We start from the raw sequence: 17,656 nt of genomic DNA, 5'->3' as shown, positions 1-17,656 counted from the left end.
GGGACGTTACCGATCCGAGATGTTCCGCGGCAACTCCACAGGTTCGACCCCGCGTTTTCTATACGTTCTCTTGGTGTCGTGTACTGGGGTGGGCGACGCTCAGCGCGGGTTCACCGGCGGGGGCATCTCCAGGCCGCAGCGCTGGATCTCGTACTCCGGCTCGCGCTGGATTCGATAACTGTTGAAGGTGAACGCCTGACGCAGGTTGTGCTTGAAGCGATCGAAGGACCACGGGGCCTCGAACGAGGCGAACCGGTCCTTGGTCTCCGGGCACTGCAGGGCGACCTGGGCCTGTCGGACCAGGTCCTCGTCGAGATACCCGGGCAGCACCGGACGCCGCGGGAACGCGCCGGCCTCGGCGACGACCCATTCGCTCGGCAGGATCTTGTCGTGCCCGATGCGGCCGTCCTCGAGGCGCTCGGTGTGCGCGGCGAGCGGGTACGCCAGACCCATCTGATCGATGACGCGCACATCCAGCGGTGCGTTCATGCTCGTCATTCCCAGATTGAGGAAATAGACGGTCACCTGCCGCTCGGCGCCCTTCGGCATGACCGGAGGCAGCTGCGCCACGTACCACTCGTCGTAGTTGAACGACGGCAGGATGACGCCGCCGTCCTCGCGGTACTCGTCGATCTTCTCGACCATCGCGCTCATCCGCGGATAGTCGAGGTAGTCCTCGGCGGTCACCGGATTCTCGTTGCCCATGTTGGTGACGTAGAAGCGACGCTCGTCGACGATGCCGCTGCGGCCGATGTCGATGCCGGCGTTCGGCAGGACGTTGGCGTGCGTGGCGACCGCCCACACGACGACGGTGATCCACATGCCGCTCATCGCCACCGCGCCGACGAGCTGGGCCCGCGCGCGACGACGATCCGCCGGCCCGGGTGCGGCCGGCTCAGGGACGGGGCCGAGGTCCGGATCGTCGCCGACGGGATCGGAGATCACCGAGTCGGAGTCCTTCAGCGACCGACGACGGAACGCCGCGCCGACGTGCGCGGGAATCGTCACCGGCACGACCATCAGCGGAAGCAGGGTGACGAAGACCGGAACCAGCAGCACCCGCCCGTGCATGAAGTCGCCGCCCTGACGCGTCCAGTAGACGATCAGCACGATGCCGGCGAGCACCACGACGGTCACCACCGCGGTCGAGGACTGCAGCCGCCGCGACCATCCGGCGAGACGCGACGACCACGACGGCGTCGCGTCGGCATCAGCGGCGTCGGCCCTGTCCGTGGTCGCCTCGGCGACCGGGGCGTCGGAGCTCGTGGTCCGCATCCGGCCGCCGACGACCAGCACCACGCCCGCCAGCGCCACGAGCACGGCAGGCAGCACCAGCACGTAGGGGCCGAAGAGGTTGGTCAGATACGCGAAGCCCTGATCCCACTTGGCGCCGCTGGCGTCTTTCGCGACCGCGGGATTGGGAACCAGCAGGGCGTAGTAGCCCATGCGGAAGATCTGGTAACCGACCGGCAGGGCGCCCGCGAGCACGACGACACCCAGTCGCATCTTCCAGCCGAGCGGCGCAAAGAACACCAGCAACAGGACCAGGCCGCCGAGTACCGCCAGTTCGGGTCGGATCAAGGGGGCGAGTCCCGCGGTGAAGGCCAGCGCGAGAGTGGCCGCCGCGCTCCTGCGGCTCGTCTGCACCGCACCGCCCCCACGGCTGGTGTGCGGGCCGCGCCGGGCCCACGCGACGAGCTGACACCACAGCAGCGCCGCCCAGAAGATGCAGAGGCCGTTCTCCAGTCCGCTGGTCGCGAAGTCGCGGGCGGGCGGGATGGCGATGTAGATGACCGCTCCGAACGGCAGCAGCAGGGTCCAGCCGTCGCCGGTGAGCCCGCCGACGCGAGTCCCGAACAGACGCGCGCTGCCGTACATCGCGATCGGGATCGCGGCGACCGAGCACACCAGCGCCACCCAGAGCGCGACGTACTCGAGCTGCCCGTCGGTGATCCACCCCCAGAACCAGAGCAGGTAGGTCCAGGCGGTCGAGGTGTTGGCCTCGACGCGCTCGCCGACGTTGAAGACCGGACCGTTGCCGGCGAAGAGGTTGCGGAGCGTGCGCAGGACGATGAGCCCGTCGTCGGCGATCCATCGGCGCTGCCACGCGCCGATCGCGAAGAAGGTGGTGACGACGACTGCCCCCACGACGAAACTGACGGCCGCAACCTTGTTGCGGCCGGTGCTCAGCGCCCGGAAACCGGTTGGCGATCCATCAACTGACTGCATAGACCGCGACACCCACACACACCAGCCACGCCAGGGCGAGCAGCTGCAGGACACGATCGCCCAGTGCGATCTCCTCGGGCTCACCCGCGGCGCCGCCGTCGACATCGACGGCGTAGCGCAGGATGGCCACCGTGAACGGCACCATCGAGATGGCGTACGCGACGTTGGTGTCGTGGTCGGAGCCTTTGTCGAAAGCCCAGAGGCCGTAGAAGATCACGACCGCGGTCGCCGACAGCGTCCAGACGAACCGCAGGTAAGTGGTCGTGTAGTACTCGAGCGCCTTGCGGATCTTGGCGCCGGTGCGTTCGGCGAGCTGGAGTTCGGCGTAGCGCTTGCCGGCCGCCATGAACAGCGAGCCGAAGGCCATGACGAGCAGGAACCACTGCGACAGCACGATCTCGGCCGCGACGCCGCCGGCGATCGCGCGCAGCAGGAAGCCCGACGACACGATGCAGATGTCGATGACGGCCTGGTTCTTCAGGCCGAAGCAGTAGCCGAGCTGGATGACCAGGTAGATCGCGATGACCACGGCTGTCTGCCAGTTCGCCAGGAAGGCGATGCCGATCGAGCCGGCGAGCAGGACGACGGCCAGGACGTAGGCGAGCCGCACCGGGACGACTCCGGCGGCGATCGGCCGGAACCGCTTGGTCGGGTGGTTACGGTCGGATTCGACGTCCATCGCGTCGTTGACCAGGTAGATGCTCGACGCCGCGAGGCAGAACGCGACGAAGGCGATACCGGCGGAGGCCAGCACCGAGGCGTCGGTGATGTTGCCCGCGGCGAGCGGAGCGGCGAGCACCAGGACGTTCTTGACCCACTGCCGCGGCCGGACGGCCTTGATCAGCCCGGACGTCAGGTTCTTCGGCGGTCCGAGAACCTTCCCGTGCTCGATCGGCTCCTCGCTCATGCACTCTCCCTGTGTCGTGTCACCCGCGCGATGACGGGGGACGCGGCAAGACGCAGCGGCCCGCCGGGTACCGCGGCCGTGAGGCCGAGGCGGGCCAGAAGGCGCGCCGCGCGGCGGGCACGCCCGTGGTCCGGGTCGTTCCGGGTGGGTTCGAGCAGCACCTTATCGCCCGCGATGACCGCCGCTGCGCTCGCGGCACCGATCGCGGCACCCGCGGTCACATCACTCGGGTAGTGGACACCCAGCACCAGTCGGGACACGAGCATCGGCGGCACCAGGACGGCGGGCAGCACCTTCGGGTCCCAGCCGGCGGCACGGCCGATGAGGATCGCCGCCGCGGTCGTCGAGGTGGCGTGCGAGGACGGGAAACTCAGCTTGCTCGGCGTCGACACCCCGATCGCGATGGCCGGATGGGCGGGCCGCGGACGCCGCACGATCCGCTTGATGATCACCGACGCGGCGTGCGCGCCGAAGGCACCCACCCCCGCCTCGAGCCAGAGCTGTTGCGCACGGACGTCACCGCGGCGGCGGGCCAGCGCCCAGCCGGTACCCGAGATCGCGAGCCAGCCCAGCGCGTGCTCGCCGACGTGCGACAGGCCGCGCGCCGCCGGACGGACGCCGGGGCGGGCGCCGATCCCGGCCTGGATGGCGACGAGTGCCTTTTCCTCCCCGCTCAGGGGACGCGGGATGTCGTCGGCCGGGACCCGGCCCGTCTCCGCGACATCGTCCAACGGATTACTCAATTCCGAAGACACCCGCCCAGCTCTCCTTCGATGTCAGATCGCGGTGCGCAGACCTGTACTGCTGCTTCATCTCCGGGAACTTCTCTTGCAGTTCCTTCACGAGGGCGAAGTGTTCGCGCGCGAGCTCGATCATCTTGTCGCGATCGCGCTGCCGATAGACGACGCCGCGGCCGTCGGCGGTCGTGACGGTGACGCCGTCGACACGCCCGAGCGAGAACCACCGCGCCTCGATCGGCGGGAAGTTGGCCTGCGGCACCTCGTGATGCCGGGGGTCGGCCGGACGCACGTTGTTCACCACGGCGCCGGCCAGCGCCTTGATCTTGCTGATGGGGTTCAGCGGGATCGAAGTGCCCAGATGTGTTGCCTCGCCCGAGGTCCGGGGCAACTCGGTCGCCGATGGCAGGACCACCGCATCCGGATACTGCTTGCGCATCTGCGCGACCTTCGGCAGCGCGGTCGGCAGCAGGCTGCGGATGTGATCCGGCCCGGCCAGGAAGTCGCGGATCGCCTCGTTCTGGATCGCGACGGTGGAGTACTCCAGGCACAGAAGATGTTTGGCGGTCGCCTTGGTCATCGACCGGACGATGCCCTTGATCGGGCCGTCATGGTGGATCGACGCGACGACGAGCCGGTTGCGCAGGTGGAAGTACGCCTGCCAGTCGATGGCGTCGTCTTTGTCGCTCCAGGCCATGTGCCAGATGGCGATTCCCGGCACGGTGGCGGTGGGGTAACCGGCCTTGGCCGCGCGCAGCGCGAACTCCCAGTCGTCCCACTTGATGAACAGCGGCATCGGCAGACCGATCTGCTCCGCACACTCGCGCGGGATCATGCACATCCACCAGCCGTTGCCCTCGACGTCGATGCGCCGGTGCAGGTTCTTCGAGTTCTCGCGGTCACGCAGCGGGTACTTGGAGAAGTTGTGGTCGTATTCGACGAAGGGCGCCGCGGTCCACATGAAGGTGTCGCGGCGGATCACCTCACCCATGCAGTGCAGGTGACTGCGGTCCTGCAGGTTGAGCATCTGGCCGCCGACGAGCATGGGCGCCTTGGCGAATCGCGACATGGCCAGCGCGCGCAGGATCGAGTCGGGCTCGATCGCGATGTCGTCGTCCATGTAGAGCACGTAGGGCGAGTCGGTGAGCCGCAGCGCCTCGTACATGATGCGCGCGTACCCGCCCGAACCGCCGAGGTTGCCCTGGTCGAAGATGTGCAGGCGGTCGCCGAGAGCCGCGGCGGCCTCGGTGTAACCGGGTTCGTCGACGACCTTCTTCGTACCCTGGTCGGGCATCATCACCGCGTCGATCACCTCGTCGACCATCGGGTCGGAGGTCAACGCGGCCAACGCGTTCACCGCGTCGGTGGGGCGATTGAACGTCGGGATCCCGACCGTGACGCGCTTGGTCTCCGCGTCCGGGGTCGGCGCCTCGACGGACGCATACCAACCGGCGGAGACGATCTCGGTCTCGGTGTCGGTGGTGACGTCGAACCAGATCCAGCCGCCGTCCTCGAAGGGACCGAGATCGAGTTCGAATTCGACCACGCCGCGGCCGGTTTCGTCGGTGTCGACGAGGTCACCGCCGATCCCGATCCGCGACCCGTCGATCTTCGACCGGTACAGGTCGACACGGCAGGTGCCGATCACCTCGACCCGCAGCACCACCGAGTCGAGGATGCTCCAGCGACGCCAGTAGGCCGCGGCGAACGCGTTGAAGTAGGTTTCGAAGCTCACCTCGGACTCGGCGCCGAGGAGCACCGAGGTCCGGCTCGGCGCGTGCGCCCGGCGGTTGTTGCTGTCGGACTCGACGACATAGAGCGAACGGACGTCGAGCGGCTCCCCGGCACGCGGGAAGATCACCCGCTGCAGAAGGGATTTCGCTTTCGACGGTCCGACGCCCGCGTCGGGGATGTCGGACTGGTTCACGGGAGTCACCGTCATCTATTCGGCTCCTGCGGGATCGGCCACCAGCGGCGCACCATCACGCAGATGCGGTGCCAGGGTGTTGTCGAACATGGTGAGCGCGCTCGCGATCGCCATGTGCATGTCGAGGTACTGATAGGTTCCGAGGCGGCCGCCGAACAGCACGCCGGCGCTGGCGGTCTCGGTGCGCGCGAGTTCCCGGTAGGCGGTCAGCATCGCCCGGTCCTCCGGGGTGTTGATCGGGTAGTACGGCTCGTCGTCGTTCTCGGCGAATCTACTGAATTCCCGCATGATGACCGTCTTGTCATCGGGGTAGGAATCCCGTTCGGGGTGGAAATGCCGGAACTCGTGGATACGGGTGAACGGGACATCGGCGTCGTTGTAGTTCATCACCGGGGTGCCCTGGAAGTCGCCGGTGTCGAGCACCTCGGTCTCGAAATCGAGTGTGCGCCAGCCGAGTCGGCCCGCCGAGTACTCGAAGTAGCGGTCCACGGGGCCGGTGTAGACGATCGGGGCGTCGGGACTGTCGGCGCGCAACTGATCACGCACATCGAACCAGTCGGTGGACAGGCGCACCTCGATGCGGTCGTCGGACGCCATGTTCTCGAGCCATGCGGTGTAACCGTCGACCGGGAGACCTTCGTACGTGTCGTTGAAGTACCGGTTGTCGAAGGTGTAGCGGACCGGCAGTCGAGTGATGTTGCCCGCGGGCAACTCCTTGGGGTCGGTCTGCCACTGCTTGGCGGTGTAGTGCTTGATGAAGGCCTCGTACAGCGGGCGGCCGATCAGGCTGATCGCCTTCTCCTCGAGGTTGCGCGCCTCAGCGGTGTCGATCTCGCTGGCCTGCTCGGCGATCAGCTTCCGCGCCTCGTCGGGGCTGAAGTACCGGCCGAAGAACTGGCTGACCAGTCCCAGACCCATCGGGAACTGATAGGCCTGTCCGTTGTGCAGTGCGAACACGCGGTGCTGGTAGTTCGTGAAGTCGGTGAACTGGTTGACGTACTCCCACACCCGCTCGTTGGACGTGTGGAACAGGTGCGCCCCGTACTTGTGGATCTCGATACCGGTCGTAGGTTCGGGTTCGGAGTACGCGTTGCCGCCGAGATGCTCGCGTCGGTCCAGCACGAGGACCCGTTTGCCCAGCTGCGTCGCGGCCCGTTCGGCGACGGTGAGGCCGAAGAATCCGGAGCCGACGACGATCAGGTCATAAGTGCTACTGGTTGCCACGGGTCCTCAGGGTAACGGACCCTTCCTGAGGAATCTCCGAGCCACGTGGCCTGGCACGGAAGCCGGGTAATGTTTCGATCATCGGCCTGTAGCCCCCGGGCCCGTACCTTCTCCTGTGAGTAGTTCGGGGTATGAGTGACGCCGCTGTTCGTTCGACCGCCCGACGACGGGGCGCCCGCCGCCCTCTCGCGGCCCCCCGGGGAACAGACCGACGCCCCTCCGCACGCGGTCGAGCGCATCGTCGTCGTGGTGCCCGTCCACAACGAGGCCGAACGTCTTCCCGCGTGCCTCGACGCTCTCGAGGGCGCGGCGACGGCGGTGGAGATCCCGGTGGAGGTGGTCGTGGTGCTCGACGCCTGCGACGACGACTCCGCGACGCTGCTCACGGCAGGTGTGTCGATCGTCATCGTCGACGTGCGGAGTGTCGGGGCGGCTCGTCGAGCCGGCTTCGCGGCGGCGGACTCCCCGGCGACCCGGTCGCACACCACCTGGTTCGCCACCACCGATGCCGATTCGACGGTTCCACGCGATTGGCTCGTCGAACACCTCGCCGCAGCGGATGCCGGTGCGGACGCATATGTGGGCACCGTGGTCCCCGACGGTTTCGACGGGTGGCCGGCGGGGACCGGCGCGAGGTACCTGCGGGAGTACGACGCCAATCGCGGACACGGCCACGTCCACGGCGCCAATCTCGGCGTCCGGGCCTCGGTGTACGACGAAGTCGGCGGGTTCTCGGCGCTCGACGCCGACGAGGACGTCGATCTCGTCGACCGGTTGCACGCAGCGGGGGCGGTCATCGAACGGGGCGCTCACGCCCCGGTCCGCACGTCGACGCGGTGCGACGGTCGGGCACGCCACGGATTCGCCGGCTACCTGCGGCACCTCGCCGGGAACCAGGCCGACGAGGTGGCCGGGTGACGCCCGCACGGGCACGGGCACTCCTCGACGATCCGTCCGTCGCGCTCCCCCGCCCGGGTGAGGGACGCACCCTCGACCGGTTCGCCACCCTGGTCCGTGCCTGCTCCGACGACATCAGCACGGGCCGGCTCCTGGAGGCGCACGCCGACGCCGACGCCATCCTCGCGGAGATCTGCGGCGGTGGAACCGCTCCGGGCGAGTTCTGGGGTGTGTGGGCCGCCGAGCCGCGCGGCACCCGCGTCGACGCCCGGCCCGGCGCACCGGGCTGGGAACTGAGCGGGGTCAAGGAGTGGTGCTCCGGAGCCACCTCCTGCACCCACGCGCTGGTCACCGCACACACCGAGGCCGGCAATCGGCTGTTCGCCGTCGACCTCGGCCGCCCGGGGGTGTCCGCGGACAGCTCGGGGTGGGCCAACACGGGTATGCGCGACACCGACACCGGGACCGTGACCTTCGACGCAGTGCCCGCCGACGCCATCGGCGAACCCGGCGACTATCTCGATCGGCCCGGATTCTGGCACGGCGGGATCGGGGTCGCCGCATGCTGGTTCGGCGGGGCCCGCAAGGTCGCGGCACCGCTCTACCGCGCCGGTTCCCGCACCGACGACCCGCTGCTCCGCATGCACGTCGGCGCCGTCGACGCCCTTCTCGCATCCGGGTGGGCGCATCTCCAGACCGCGGCTCGCGAGATCGACGCCGCCCCGACCGGGCCGTCGAAGCGACTCGCCTTCGCCGTGCGCTGGTCCGTCGAACAGATCGCGACCGCGGTGATCGACCGGGTGGGTCGCGCGCTGGGCCCCGGCCCGCTCGCCGCCGACCCCGACCACGCGCAGGCGGTCGCCGATCTCGTCGTCTACATCAGGCAGTCCCACGCGGACCGTGACCTCGCGGTACTCGGCGGACTGACCAGGGGACGCATCCCCGGTCCGGGACCGGAGCCGTCGTGACGACCGACGATCCCATGTCGACCCGACGCTTCGGATCCACCCCGACGTCGGCAGACGGCACCCCGGAATCGGAGTGGCAGGAGTGGTTCGCCGCGCGTGGACCGTGGCCCGACTTCGAGCCGGACGTCCGTCGGCTCGTCGTCCTGGCGGCCCACCCCGACGACGAGATCCTCGGCGTCGGCGGCGTGATGGCGTCCGCCCACCGGCGGGGTGTCGAGGTCGTCGCGGTCTGTCTCTCCGACGGCTCTGCGTCGCACCCGGGTTCGCCCACCCTGTCCCCCGCCGAGCTGGCAGTACGTCGTCACGCCGAGGTGGACGCCGCGACCGCGATCCTGGGACTCGGTCCGACGCGATGGTGCGGGCTCGGCGACGGCACCCTCGCGAGCCGTGAGGACGAGATCGAGGCGATCGTCGACGCGACGCTCACGGAGACCCCCGACATCCCGACAGCACTGCTGGCCGTGTGGGCGCACGACGGTCATCCCGACCACGAGGCCGTCGGGCGATGCGCCCGACGCGTCGGCGCTCGGCTCGGTGTCCCGGTCTGGATGTACCCGATCTGGATGTGGCACTGGGCGAAACCCGACGACCCGGAGATCCCGTGGGAGCGGCTGCGGACCCTTGTCCTCGACGACGACGTTGCGGCCGCCAAACGCGCGGCCGTGCAGGCCTTCGAGACCCAGATCCATCCGCTGTCACCGGCGCCCGAGGACGCCGCCGTACTCGGACCGCACATCCTGGACCGGCTGCTCCGCGACCGGGAGTTCGTCTTCGGGTGACCGGGACATCGCCGAACAGGCGCGGGCCCGGCAGCGCGACCGGGCGAGAACAGAACGGGCGAGAAACAGGACGGCGAGGGCATGACCGACGACATCACCGAGGGCGACCGAAACGGATTGCCCGCCAGCTATTTCCACGAGATGTATCAGGACAGCGATGATCCGTGGGGCTTCTCGTCGCGATGGTACGAGCAGCGCAAGTACGCCCTGACCCTCGCGGCGCTGAGTTCCCCCCGATACGGGACGGTGTTCGAGCCCGGTTGTTCGATCGGTGTGCTGAGCGCCGAGTTGGCCAGGCGCGCCGACCGTCTGCTGTGCACCGACGTCAGCCCGCGCGCGGTGGAACTCGCCCGTCGCCGGCTCGACGGTCACGCCTCGGTCGAGGTGCGCGTCGGCGACATCGTCTCCGATTGGCCGCCCGGCCGTTTCGACCTGATCGTCCTCAGCGAAGTCCTCTATTACCCCGACGACACGGACCTCGACGACCTCATCGCACGTCTCCCGGACGCGCTGACACCGACCGGCGAAGTTCTCGCCGTGCATTGGCGGTGGCCGGTCGAGGAATATCCGCGGACCGGGGACGAGGTCCACGACGCGCTGCGGAGGTCGTCGTTGACCACGTCGGCGGAGTACGAGGACGCGGACTTCCGGCTTTATGTGATGACACCGTCACCTGGCACTTCAGTTGCGCAACGAGAAGGGATAGTCGGCGTCTGACCCGCACGGGGTACGGCATAATGGTCTTTTCGACATCGGGTGTGTTCGAAGCCGCGCTCAGCTGTCGGCCCCAGCTGAGGCGCGCGGATGATGTCTCAGAGGAGGCAGGGTGACTGAGTTGGCGGACTTCGGCGCGCAGATGACGCGCATCGCCGGTGAGATGCGCAAAGAGAGCGACGACACCGAGGCGGCGTTGCGTTCCATGACCAAGTTCGCGGTCGACGCGATCCCCGGAGCAGAGTATGCAACCGTGACCCTGGTCTCCGAGGACAAGGTCGAGACACCGGTCATGGTGGGTGATCTCGGTGGCGAGGCGGACAGGCTGCAGCGTGAGCTCGGCGAAGGACCGTGTCTGCGCGCGGCGGTCGGCGTCCTCACCGTCTGCATCCACGACATGCGCACCGAGCCGAGATGGCCCGCCTTCGCCTCGGCTGCAGCCGAACTCGGTATCCGGTCGATGGCCTGTTTCTACCTGTACATAGACGGTGACAACTCGGGCGCCCTGAACCTGCACAGCACCGTCGCGAACGCGTTCACCATGGAATCGCTGCAGCTGGGTGAGCTGTTCGCGGCCCACGCCGCGACGGCGTTGGGGGCGGTGCAGGAGAAGGAGCAGCTCAGGACAGCCCTGAGCTCGCGAGACATCATCGGTCAGGCCAAGGGCATGATCATGGAACGGTACCGGCTCGACGCGAACGCGGCGTTCGCGCTGCTCGCACGGCTCTCCCAGGACACCAACACCAAGCTCGTCGACGTCGCCGTCCAGATCGTGGAGGCCGGACCGGAGAGCTGAGGTGAAGCAGGGCTCCCCGAGGTCCCCCGATCAGCGAAACGCGTCGCGCTTCGGGAAGCCCAGCGCGGGGATGCCACCGCGATCCTGGTAGCGCTCGAGCCCCTTGCCGACGAGTACCCGCGGTCCGGTGGCCGGGGTGAAGAACATCATCCCCTTCTCGAAGAGCTGGGTGACGCCCGCGGCGTCCGGCGTGAGGGTCGGTACGCCCAGCGCCTGACCCAGCGGTCCGGTGATCCCGCCGAGGTCCGCGAAACGTCCGTTCATCGCCGATGTCGCCATGTCGAGGAACTTCGACGAGCCGGGCAGGAACTGCTCGGCGAGCTGATTGAGGCTGCCGAAGTCGATACCACCGCCACCGGGCGACGCCGGACCGGTGGGCGGTTTGACGATCCGGGGCGGTGCGGGCTGACCCTGTACGGCGAACCACGACGACTTCAGCTGCAGCTTGGTACGCGCTTCCTCACCGCTCACCTCGGCGGTTCCGCCGGAACCGACCGCGCGCACCTTGATCGCACGACCGTGCTCGGCGCCCAGACCGTTGGCCTCGATGACCTCGAAGCTCCGCAGGGCACCGACACCGAAGGCCGATCCGATGCTGCCCGCACTGACGGTGGCGGTCCAATTGTGGTTGGGCGACACCGTGTCCCCCTCGTCGACGACCGCCGGGAAACGGCCACCCGCGGTGTATCCGCCGGTCGACGCGGAGAACTCGGTGAAGGCCGGCTGCCCGTTCTGCAACAGGATCTGGCCCGCGGTGGCGTCGGCGGCCGCGTTGGTCCGCCGGTCCTCGCCCGCGACGCCGCCGTAGACCTGCGAATTCTGGGTGTCGTCGATCTTCTTGCCGCCCGCGATCGCCGCGAGCGCGTAGGTACGGGCGGCCACGGCTTGCGCCTGCAGCGCCGCCGCGCCACCGGAGTCGCCCCATGCGGGCAGGCTCTCGCGTGGGATGACGCCCTTGACGTAGTCGTCGACGTGGATGCGGTTGACCACGCGCCCACCTTCGAGACCCATGGCCCCGCGATAGGCCTTGTTGGATCCGCAGAACTTGAGGAACTCACCGGCGGGCCGGTTGGGGGCCATGCTGAGAGGTTCGACGAATGTGGCCGGTACCGACCGCACCGGTCCACCGCCGCATCCGCTGAGGATGGTGGCCGTGCCCCCGGACAGGCTGACCGCCTGCCCGGGAGCCACCGTCTGACCACCGACTCGCATGCCGGCGTCCGCGTGCACATTCACCGAGCCCTGACCCGTGAGGGCCACCAGGATCTCGGGCCTGTCCACCTTCCCCGCGGTGGTGCCACCGTAGTAGTGGCGCAGGATCTGCTGTGCGGTCCAGCCCTTACGGGCGTAGCCGTACGCTCCCCATTGCCCCATTCCGCGGCCGTGGCCATGACCGTGCCCGATCAGCGTCACCGTCGACCCGACCGAAAGCTCGACCTGATCGGCCGATTCCGATGAACCCGCGACAGCGAGGCCACCGGCGAGCAGTGCGGGCGCCAGCCCCGCCGCGGCCCAGGTCAACGCTCGGTTACGGGCCCGTCGGGGCCGCGCACCGCTCGCCGTCCATCTCGGCAGAAGCCGTGTAGGTCGGGCTTTGGTCACTGCTGAACACATCCTTCGGTCGCGACGACACCAGCCGCGGGCGCCGCAACGTCGCGGCCCCCGTAACGCCTGTGACTGATGTGACGATTGGGACTTAAGTGACCCTAGTGAACGAAGATGCGGATCACCAACCCGAGGGGATCACAACCGGATCACGAGTTGTCCGGTCCGCCGTGACCTCTGGCAGGGACCTGAAGGCGGCCCGGGATCGGAGAGGCGGCTCGGATTCGTATGTCGTTGTGCTCGGATTCCGGGGCTCGATGCCATAAGGGTGAACCCGGCATCGACACATTGATCACTTGTGTCACACAGATAACAAGAGCATCACGAGTTACCGGCTCGCGGCGTGTGCCGCCGTCGCGATCGCTGGCCGACAGCGACGATGACCGCCGTACCGAGCACAGTCGATGACGCTTCGGCGACTTCGGCTGCGCTGATGTCGACGGCTGACCGGACCCGACCACACACCCAAGACCACGGGCGTGCCGCGGTCCGACCAACCTGCGAGGAGACCTGAGTGCGTTACCCCAGACCGAAACCCTCGATCGCGCTCGCCGCGATCGCCGCCGCGGTCGTCGCGACTCCGTTCGTGGTGATCGCGAGCGAGTCCGAGCCCCGGCTCGTGGACAACAAGCAGACGGTCTCCAACACCGAGATCGAGCAGGTCCCGCTGCGGGAACTGCCTGCCGCCATCGTCGACGTCGCGACATCCGGACTCGCCGCGGCGGGTGTCGAACTGCCGCCGATCGATCCGGACGCGTTCCCGCTGCCGGATCTGACCGTCCCGTTGCCGAAGGGGCTCGTCCCGGGCGCAGGAGGGGCGTCGACGAGTGCCGACCCGTCCGCGTCGCCGGAGTCGTCGACGCCGGAATCATCAACGTCGGAATCGTCGGTGCCGGAGACATCGTCGTCGGAGACGCCCGAATCCTCGGCAACCCCCACCACCGACGCGCCCACCGGCGAGCGTCGGGCACCGTCGACGAATCGGGAGGCCCCCGACGACCCGACGGTCCCGGTTCCGCGCGGTGAGCGGACGCCCGGCAGCCCGACCGGTTCGCCCTCGGCGAGTACGAGACCCACGATGGCCGACGGGCGCGAGGTCGGGGCGGCGGTGACGCACATCGTGCGCGACGCGCCGATCAAGATGGTGGCTTTCACCTGGGACCGCCCGGTCGACGTCGATCTGAAACTGCGAGCCAAGAACCCCGACGGCAAGTGGGAACCGTGGACCGTCCTGGAACAGATCTCGCGCGGACAGGCGCCCAGCGCGAAGAATCCGGTCGGTACCGAGCCGGTCTGGGTCGGCGACGCGCGTGAGGTCCAGGTGGCCGCGAGCAAAGACGGACTCGCGATCCCGGCCGCCGAGACCCAGGGCGGCGATCTCGCCCAGCTGGCCGTCGGCACCGCGAGCACGGTGGTGACGAAGCTGGCCACGACCGCCCTGAACACGCTGAAGGCGACGCTCATCAGCCCGGAGAGCCTGCTGGGCCTGGGCTCGTCGCTGCTGACACCGTTGACCGGCGGACCGCAGGTCGTGGCCCGCCAGGCCTGGGGCGCCGACGAGTCAATCCGCTGTTCGCAGCCGGTGTACTCGCCGCAGATGCGCGGCGCGATCGTGCACCACACAGCCGGCAGCAATGACTACACCCCGCAGCAGTCCGCCGAGATCGTTCGGGGCATCTACGCCTACCACGCACGCAGCCTGAACTGGTGCGACATCGGCTACAACGTGCTCATCGACAAGTACGGCCAGATCTTCGAGGGCGCGTTCGGCGGGCTCGACCGTAACGTCGAGGGCACCCACACCGGCGGATTCAACAAGGAGACCGTCGGGGTGTCGATGATCGGCAACCTCGAAGAGGTGCCGCCGACCGCGGCGATGGTGTCGGCGACCGGCAAGTTCCTGCGCTGGCGCCTCGGCAAGGCCGGCCTCAATCCCGCCGGTACGGCGACCTTGACCTCAGAGGGCTTCTCCGGCACCAAGTTCGCGGCGGGGACGCAGTCGAACCTGCCCGTGATCTCCGGGCACCGGGACTACAACAGCACCAGCTGCCCGGGCGTGCACGGCTACGCCGCTCTGACCGCGATCCGGGCGCTCGCCGGGGGTGCCGCACCGGCACCGGAACCGGCGCCGCCCGCGGATCCCGCCGCCCCTGCGCCCCCGCCCGGCGAACCCGGTGCGCCCGCGCCGCCGGCTGATCCGGGTGCGCCCGCGCCGGTACCGCCGGCGGCCTGAGCCGGGTTCAGCGCTCGGCGAACCAGCGCTCGAGCACCTTGGCGACGCCGTCGTCGTTGTTGCCGACGGTGACCTCGTCGGCGGCATCGAGCGCTGCCGGGTGGCCGTGGCCCATCGCGACGCCGTGCCCTGCCCAGGTGAGCATCTCGGCGTCGTTCGGCATGTCGCCGAACGCGATCACGGCGTCGACGGGCAGTCCGGTGAGGTCGGCGAGGCGCGCGAGCCCCGATGCCTTGTGGGTTCCCGGCACCGACAGTTCGATGAGTCCGTTGTCGGTGGAGAACGTGACCTGGGCGAGGTCGCCGACCACGGGCCGCAGACGACGGGCCATCTCATCAGAGGCCATATCCGGTTTGCGGACAAGGAGTTTCACCGCCGGATCACCGAACACCTCGTCGTCACCGACCTCGACGTGGTCGGGGTTGAGCCAGGCGTGTTCGTAACCCGAACTGGCCACGAACGGCGCGGTCGCCGCGTCGTGCGCGGACCGGCCCGCCCGTTCGGCCGCGATCCCGCATCCCGGGATCTGTTGGTAGGCAATCTCTCCGAGCTTGACGAGCGCGTCGGGTTCGAGGTTTGCCGACCACAGCACGCGGTCGTTTTCGGCGTCGTAGATGATGGCGCCGTTGGCGCACACCGCGTACCGGACGAGCGCCTCCGTGCCGGCGAACTGATCGGTGATCTCCGCGATCCATCGCGGGGGCCGTCCGGTGGCAAGCACGAACTCCACTCCGGCGGCGCGGGCGGCTGCCAGCACGGACACCGTGCGCGGGGAGACCCGGTTCTCGTCGTCGATGAGGGTTCCGTCCACGTCGCTGGCGATGAGTGTGGGTGGACCGAATGTCATCAGCGTCTGCTTCCTCTCGACCGAGCTCTCTCGGCGGCTCGTTTCGCCCGCGCCTCGGCTTTGCGCAGCGCCTCGTCGGCTTCGATCACGGCGGCCTCCTGGGGTGTCGGTGCCGAACCGCCCAGTCGCGACGGGACCCAGAACTCACCCCGTGGATGCGGTCCGTAGGAGTCCTGGACCTCGTGGAGCATCGAGTTCATGGTTTCGCGGAGCCTCAGCGTCTCACGCTCCGGTGTCTCGTCGAGTCGTGGGGTGAACGGCAGGCCGTACCGGACGTGTACCGGGAGACGGCTGCGCCCGATGTTCCGCACTCCCCCCTTGGTCCACTGGCGATGGGCGCCCCACACGATCGCCGGGATGATCGGGACGCCGGCCTCGGTGGCCATCCGGACGGCCCCGCTCTTGAACTCCTTGAGCTCGAAGCTGCGGCTGATCGTCGCTTCCGGGTAGACGGCGACGATGTAGCCGTCCCGCAGGCGACCGAGCGCGGCGCGATAGGCCTCGGCGCCGCGCGACCTGTCGACGGGGACGGTCCTGGTGTGGTTGACCAGGAACCGCATGATCCCGATGTCCATCACCTCGGACTTGATCATGAAGCGGGTGCGGCGGCCGGCGCGCTGGACGCCGAGCGCGAGCGGGAGGAAGTCGACGTAACCGGTGTGGTTGACACACAGGACGGCGCCGCCCGAGTCAGGGATGTTCTCGATGCCGGCGAAGTGCAGGTCGAGGTCCTGCGCCCGGACGAGTCCGTTGGCGATGAGTTCCAGGGTGCGATACACCGGCTCGCGGTGTCCGTGCCTCCCTGCGCTCATGCGTCCAGGTTAACGGGGCGCCGCGACACCCCGGCGACGTCGGACACCGGCACCCCCGCCGGTCGCCGGCCAGACGGCCAGACGGCCGGTCAGACCACTCCGGGATCGTCTTTTCGCGGCTCGCGCTTGGCGGCGCGTTCGGCCTGCTCCTGGGCATCCATGCGGTTGGCTTCCTCGAGCGTCGGCGCGGAACCGCCGAGCCGGGCGGGAACCCAGAACTCGCCCTTCGGGTGCTCGCCGTAGGCGTCCTGGAGTTCCAGGAGTTTTGCGCTCATCACGTTGTGCAGCTCGGCGGTGAGGGCGTCGGCGCTGCCCGTGGCCTCGAGGGGCTCGCACACACCGATCGAGATCTTGTACCCGGTTCGACCCAGTTGCTTGGGATGGCCCTTGGTCCAGACGCGCTGGGCACCCCAGATGACGGTGGGGACGATCGGCGCGCCGGATTCGAGGGCCATCCGAGCGGCGCCCGACTTGAAGGCCTTCAGCTCGAAGCTCCGACTGATCGTCGCCTCGGGGTAGACCCCGACGAGTTCGCCGCGCCTGAGGTAGTCCACCGCATTGCGATAGCTGTCCGCCCCCTGGGCGCGATCGACGGGAATGTGCTTCAGCGAACGCATGATCGGACCGGAGATCTTGTTGTCGAAGACCTCCTTCTTCGCCATGAAGCGGACCTTGCGGCGCCCCTGCAGGAAGGCCGGGATACCCGCATAGGTGAAGTCGAGGTAGCCGGTGTGATTGATGGCGACGACGCCGGGGCCCTCGGCCGGCACGTGCTCGACACCCGACACCGTGAACTTCAGACCCTCGGCCAGCCACAGCAGCCGGGCGGCGGTGATCACGGAGTCGTAGACGGGTTCCATGCGAGAGAGCTTAGCCACTCGCCCCGGAACCCTCGCCGACGTCGCCGCCGGCGATCATCACCAAGCACGGTGAGTGCGGGGGCGAGTTCGGGGTCGAGCTGAGGGAACGTCGTCATTCACT

The 17,656-nt window shown here is 68.7% G+C and carries 15 protein-coding genes; 6 read left to right on the top strand and 9 right to left on the bottom strand.

Annotation, left to right across the window (positions count from 1 at the left end; translation table 11 throughout):
- Positions 1–99: 99 nt before the first annotated feature.
- Genes AC3B6C_RS08750 through glf form a run of 5 tightly spaced genes read right to left on the bottom strand, consistent with a single transcriptional unit; the run spans position 100 to position 7,024 of the window.
- A complete protein-coding gene (locus AC3B6C_RS08750; protein WP_488375709.1) occupies positions 100–2,229 on the bottom strand; it encodes an arabinofuranosyltransferase AftB family protein in 2,130 nt (709 codons plus the stop codon).
- Positions 2,216–3,136, bottom strand: a complete 921-nt coding sequence (locus AC3B6C_RS08745) for a decaprenyl-phosphate phosphoribosyltransferase (protein WP_488375708.1) — start codon at positions 3,134–3,136, stop codon at positions 2,216–2,218. Before AC3B6C_RS08745 ends, AC3B6C_RS08750 begins: the two co-directional genes overlap by 14 nt.
- Positions 3,133–3,891: a phosphatase PAP2 family protein gene (locus AC3B6C_RS08740; RefSeq protein ID WP_035718150.1), complete on the bottom strand. Its 759-nt coding sequence runs from the start codon at positions 3,889–3,891 to the stop codon at positions 3,133–3,135. Before AC3B6C_RS08740 ends, AC3B6C_RS08745 begins: the two co-directional genes overlap by 4 nt.
- Positions 3,872–5,815, bottom strand: a complete 1,944-nt coding sequence (locus AC3B6C_RS08735) for a glycosyltransferase (RefSeq protein WP_010844446.1) — start codon at positions 5,813–5,815, stop codon at positions 3,872–3,874. The genes AC3B6C_RS08740 and AC3B6C_RS08735 overlap by 20 nt, the downstream gene beginning before the upstream one ends.
- Positions 5,816–7,024 (bottom strand): UDP-galactopyranose mutase, encoded by a 1,209-nt coding sequence (gene glf / locus AC3B6C_RS08730; RefSeq protein ID WP_010844445.1) that lies wholly within the window; start codon positions 7,022–7,024, stop codon positions 5,816–5,818. It lies immediately after the preceding gene.
- 135 nt (positions 7,025–7,159) lie between these two features.
- On the opposite strand from glf, the gene AC3B6C_RS08725 reads away from it, so the two are divergent.
- The 5 genes from AC3B6C_RS08725 (at position 7,160) to AC3B6C_RS08705 (ending at position 11,178) form a co-directional block, all read left to right on the top strand.
- A complete protein-coding gene (locus AC3B6C_RS08725) occupies positions 7,160–7,942 on the top strand; it encodes a glycosyltransferase family 2 protein (RefSeq protein WP_488375707.1) in 783 nt (260 codons plus the stop codon).
- Positions 7,939–8,889, top strand: coding sequence for an acyl-CoA dehydrogenase family protein (locus tag AC3B6C_RS08720; RefSeq protein ID WP_488375706.1), 951 nt, complete (start codon positions 7,939–7,941; stop codon positions 8,887–8,889). Before AC3B6C_RS08725 ends, AC3B6C_RS08720 begins: the two co-directional genes overlap by 4 nt.
- The gene (locus AC3B6C_RS08715) at positions 8,886–9,668 is read left to right on the top strand and encodes a PIG-L deacetylase family protein (protein WP_488375705.1); all 783 of its coding nucleotides are present in this window, start codon (positions 8,886–8,888) and stop codon (positions 9,666–9,668) included. Before AC3B6C_RS08720 ends, AC3B6C_RS08715 begins: the two co-directional genes overlap by 4 nt.
- Before the next feature lie 81 nt (positions 9,669–9,749).
- Complete coding sequence (locus tag AC3B6C_RS08710) at positions 9,750–10,385, top strand: class I SAM-dependent DNA methyltransferase (protein ID WP_488375704.1); 636 nt, start codon at positions 9,750–9,752, stop codon at positions 10,383–10,385.
- Positions 10,386–10,494: 109 nt separating this feature from the next.
- Complete coding sequence (locus AC3B6C_RS08705) at positions 10,495–11,178, top strand: GAF and ANTAR domain-containing protein (RefSeq protein ID WP_488375703.1); 684 nt, start codon at positions 10,495–10,497, stop codon at positions 11,176–11,178.
- 30 nt (positions 11,179–11,208) lie between these two features.
- Here AC3B6C_RS08705 and AC3B6C_RS08700 read toward each other — a convergent pair whose 3' ends face one another.
- The gene (locus tag AC3B6C_RS08700; RefSeq protein WP_488375702.1) at positions 11,209–12,792 is read right to left on the bottom strand and encodes a SpoIID/LytB domain-containing protein; all 1,584 of its coding nucleotides are present in this window, start codon (positions 12,790–12,792) and stop codon (positions 11,209–11,211) included.
- A gap of 505 nt (positions 12,793–13,297) precedes the next feature.
- On the opposite strand from AC3B6C_RS08700, the gene AC3B6C_RS08695 reads away from it, so the two are divergent.
- On the top strand, positions 13,298–15,016 hold the full coding sequence (locus tag AC3B6C_RS08695; protein ID WP_488375701.1) for a peptidoglycan recognition protein family protein: 1,719 nt from the start codon (positions 13,298–13,300) through the stop codon (positions 15,014–15,016).
- A 7-nt stretch (positions 15,017–15,023) separates the two neighbouring features.
- On the opposite strand, the gene AC3B6C_RS08690 is transcribed toward AC3B6C_RS08695, so the two are convergent.
- The 3 genes from AC3B6C_RS08690 to AC3B6C_RS08680 all read right to left on the bottom strand — a co-directional run bounded on the left by AC3B6C_RS08690 (position 15,024) and on the right by AC3B6C_RS08680 (position 17,535).
- Positions 15,024–15,863, bottom strand: coding sequence for an HAD family hydrolase (locus tag AC3B6C_RS08690; RefSeq protein WP_488375700.1), 840 nt, complete (start codon positions 15,861–15,863; stop codon positions 15,024–15,026).
- On the bottom strand, positions 15,863–16,675 hold the full coding sequence (locus tag AC3B6C_RS08685; protein WP_488375699.1) for a lysophospholipid acyltransferase family protein: 813 nt from the start codon (positions 16,673–16,675) through the stop codon (positions 15,863–15,865). The genes AC3B6C_RS08690 and AC3B6C_RS08685 overlap by 1 nt, the downstream gene beginning before the upstream one ends.
- Positions 16,676–16,764: 89 nt before the next feature.
- Positions 16,765–17,535 (bottom strand): lysophospholipid acyltransferase family protein, encoded by a 771-nt coding sequence (locus tag AC3B6C_RS08680; RefSeq protein ID WP_488375698.1) that lies wholly within the window; start codon positions 17,533–17,535, stop codon positions 16,765–16,767.
- Positions 17,536–17,656 lie beyond the last annotated feature (121 nt).

The sequence above is a fragment of the Gordonia sp. 11cp genome, from assembly GCF_057767225.1.
The sequence above is the reverse complement of the archived record's forward strand: the minus strand, read 5'-3'. Positions and strand labels throughout refer to the sequence as shown.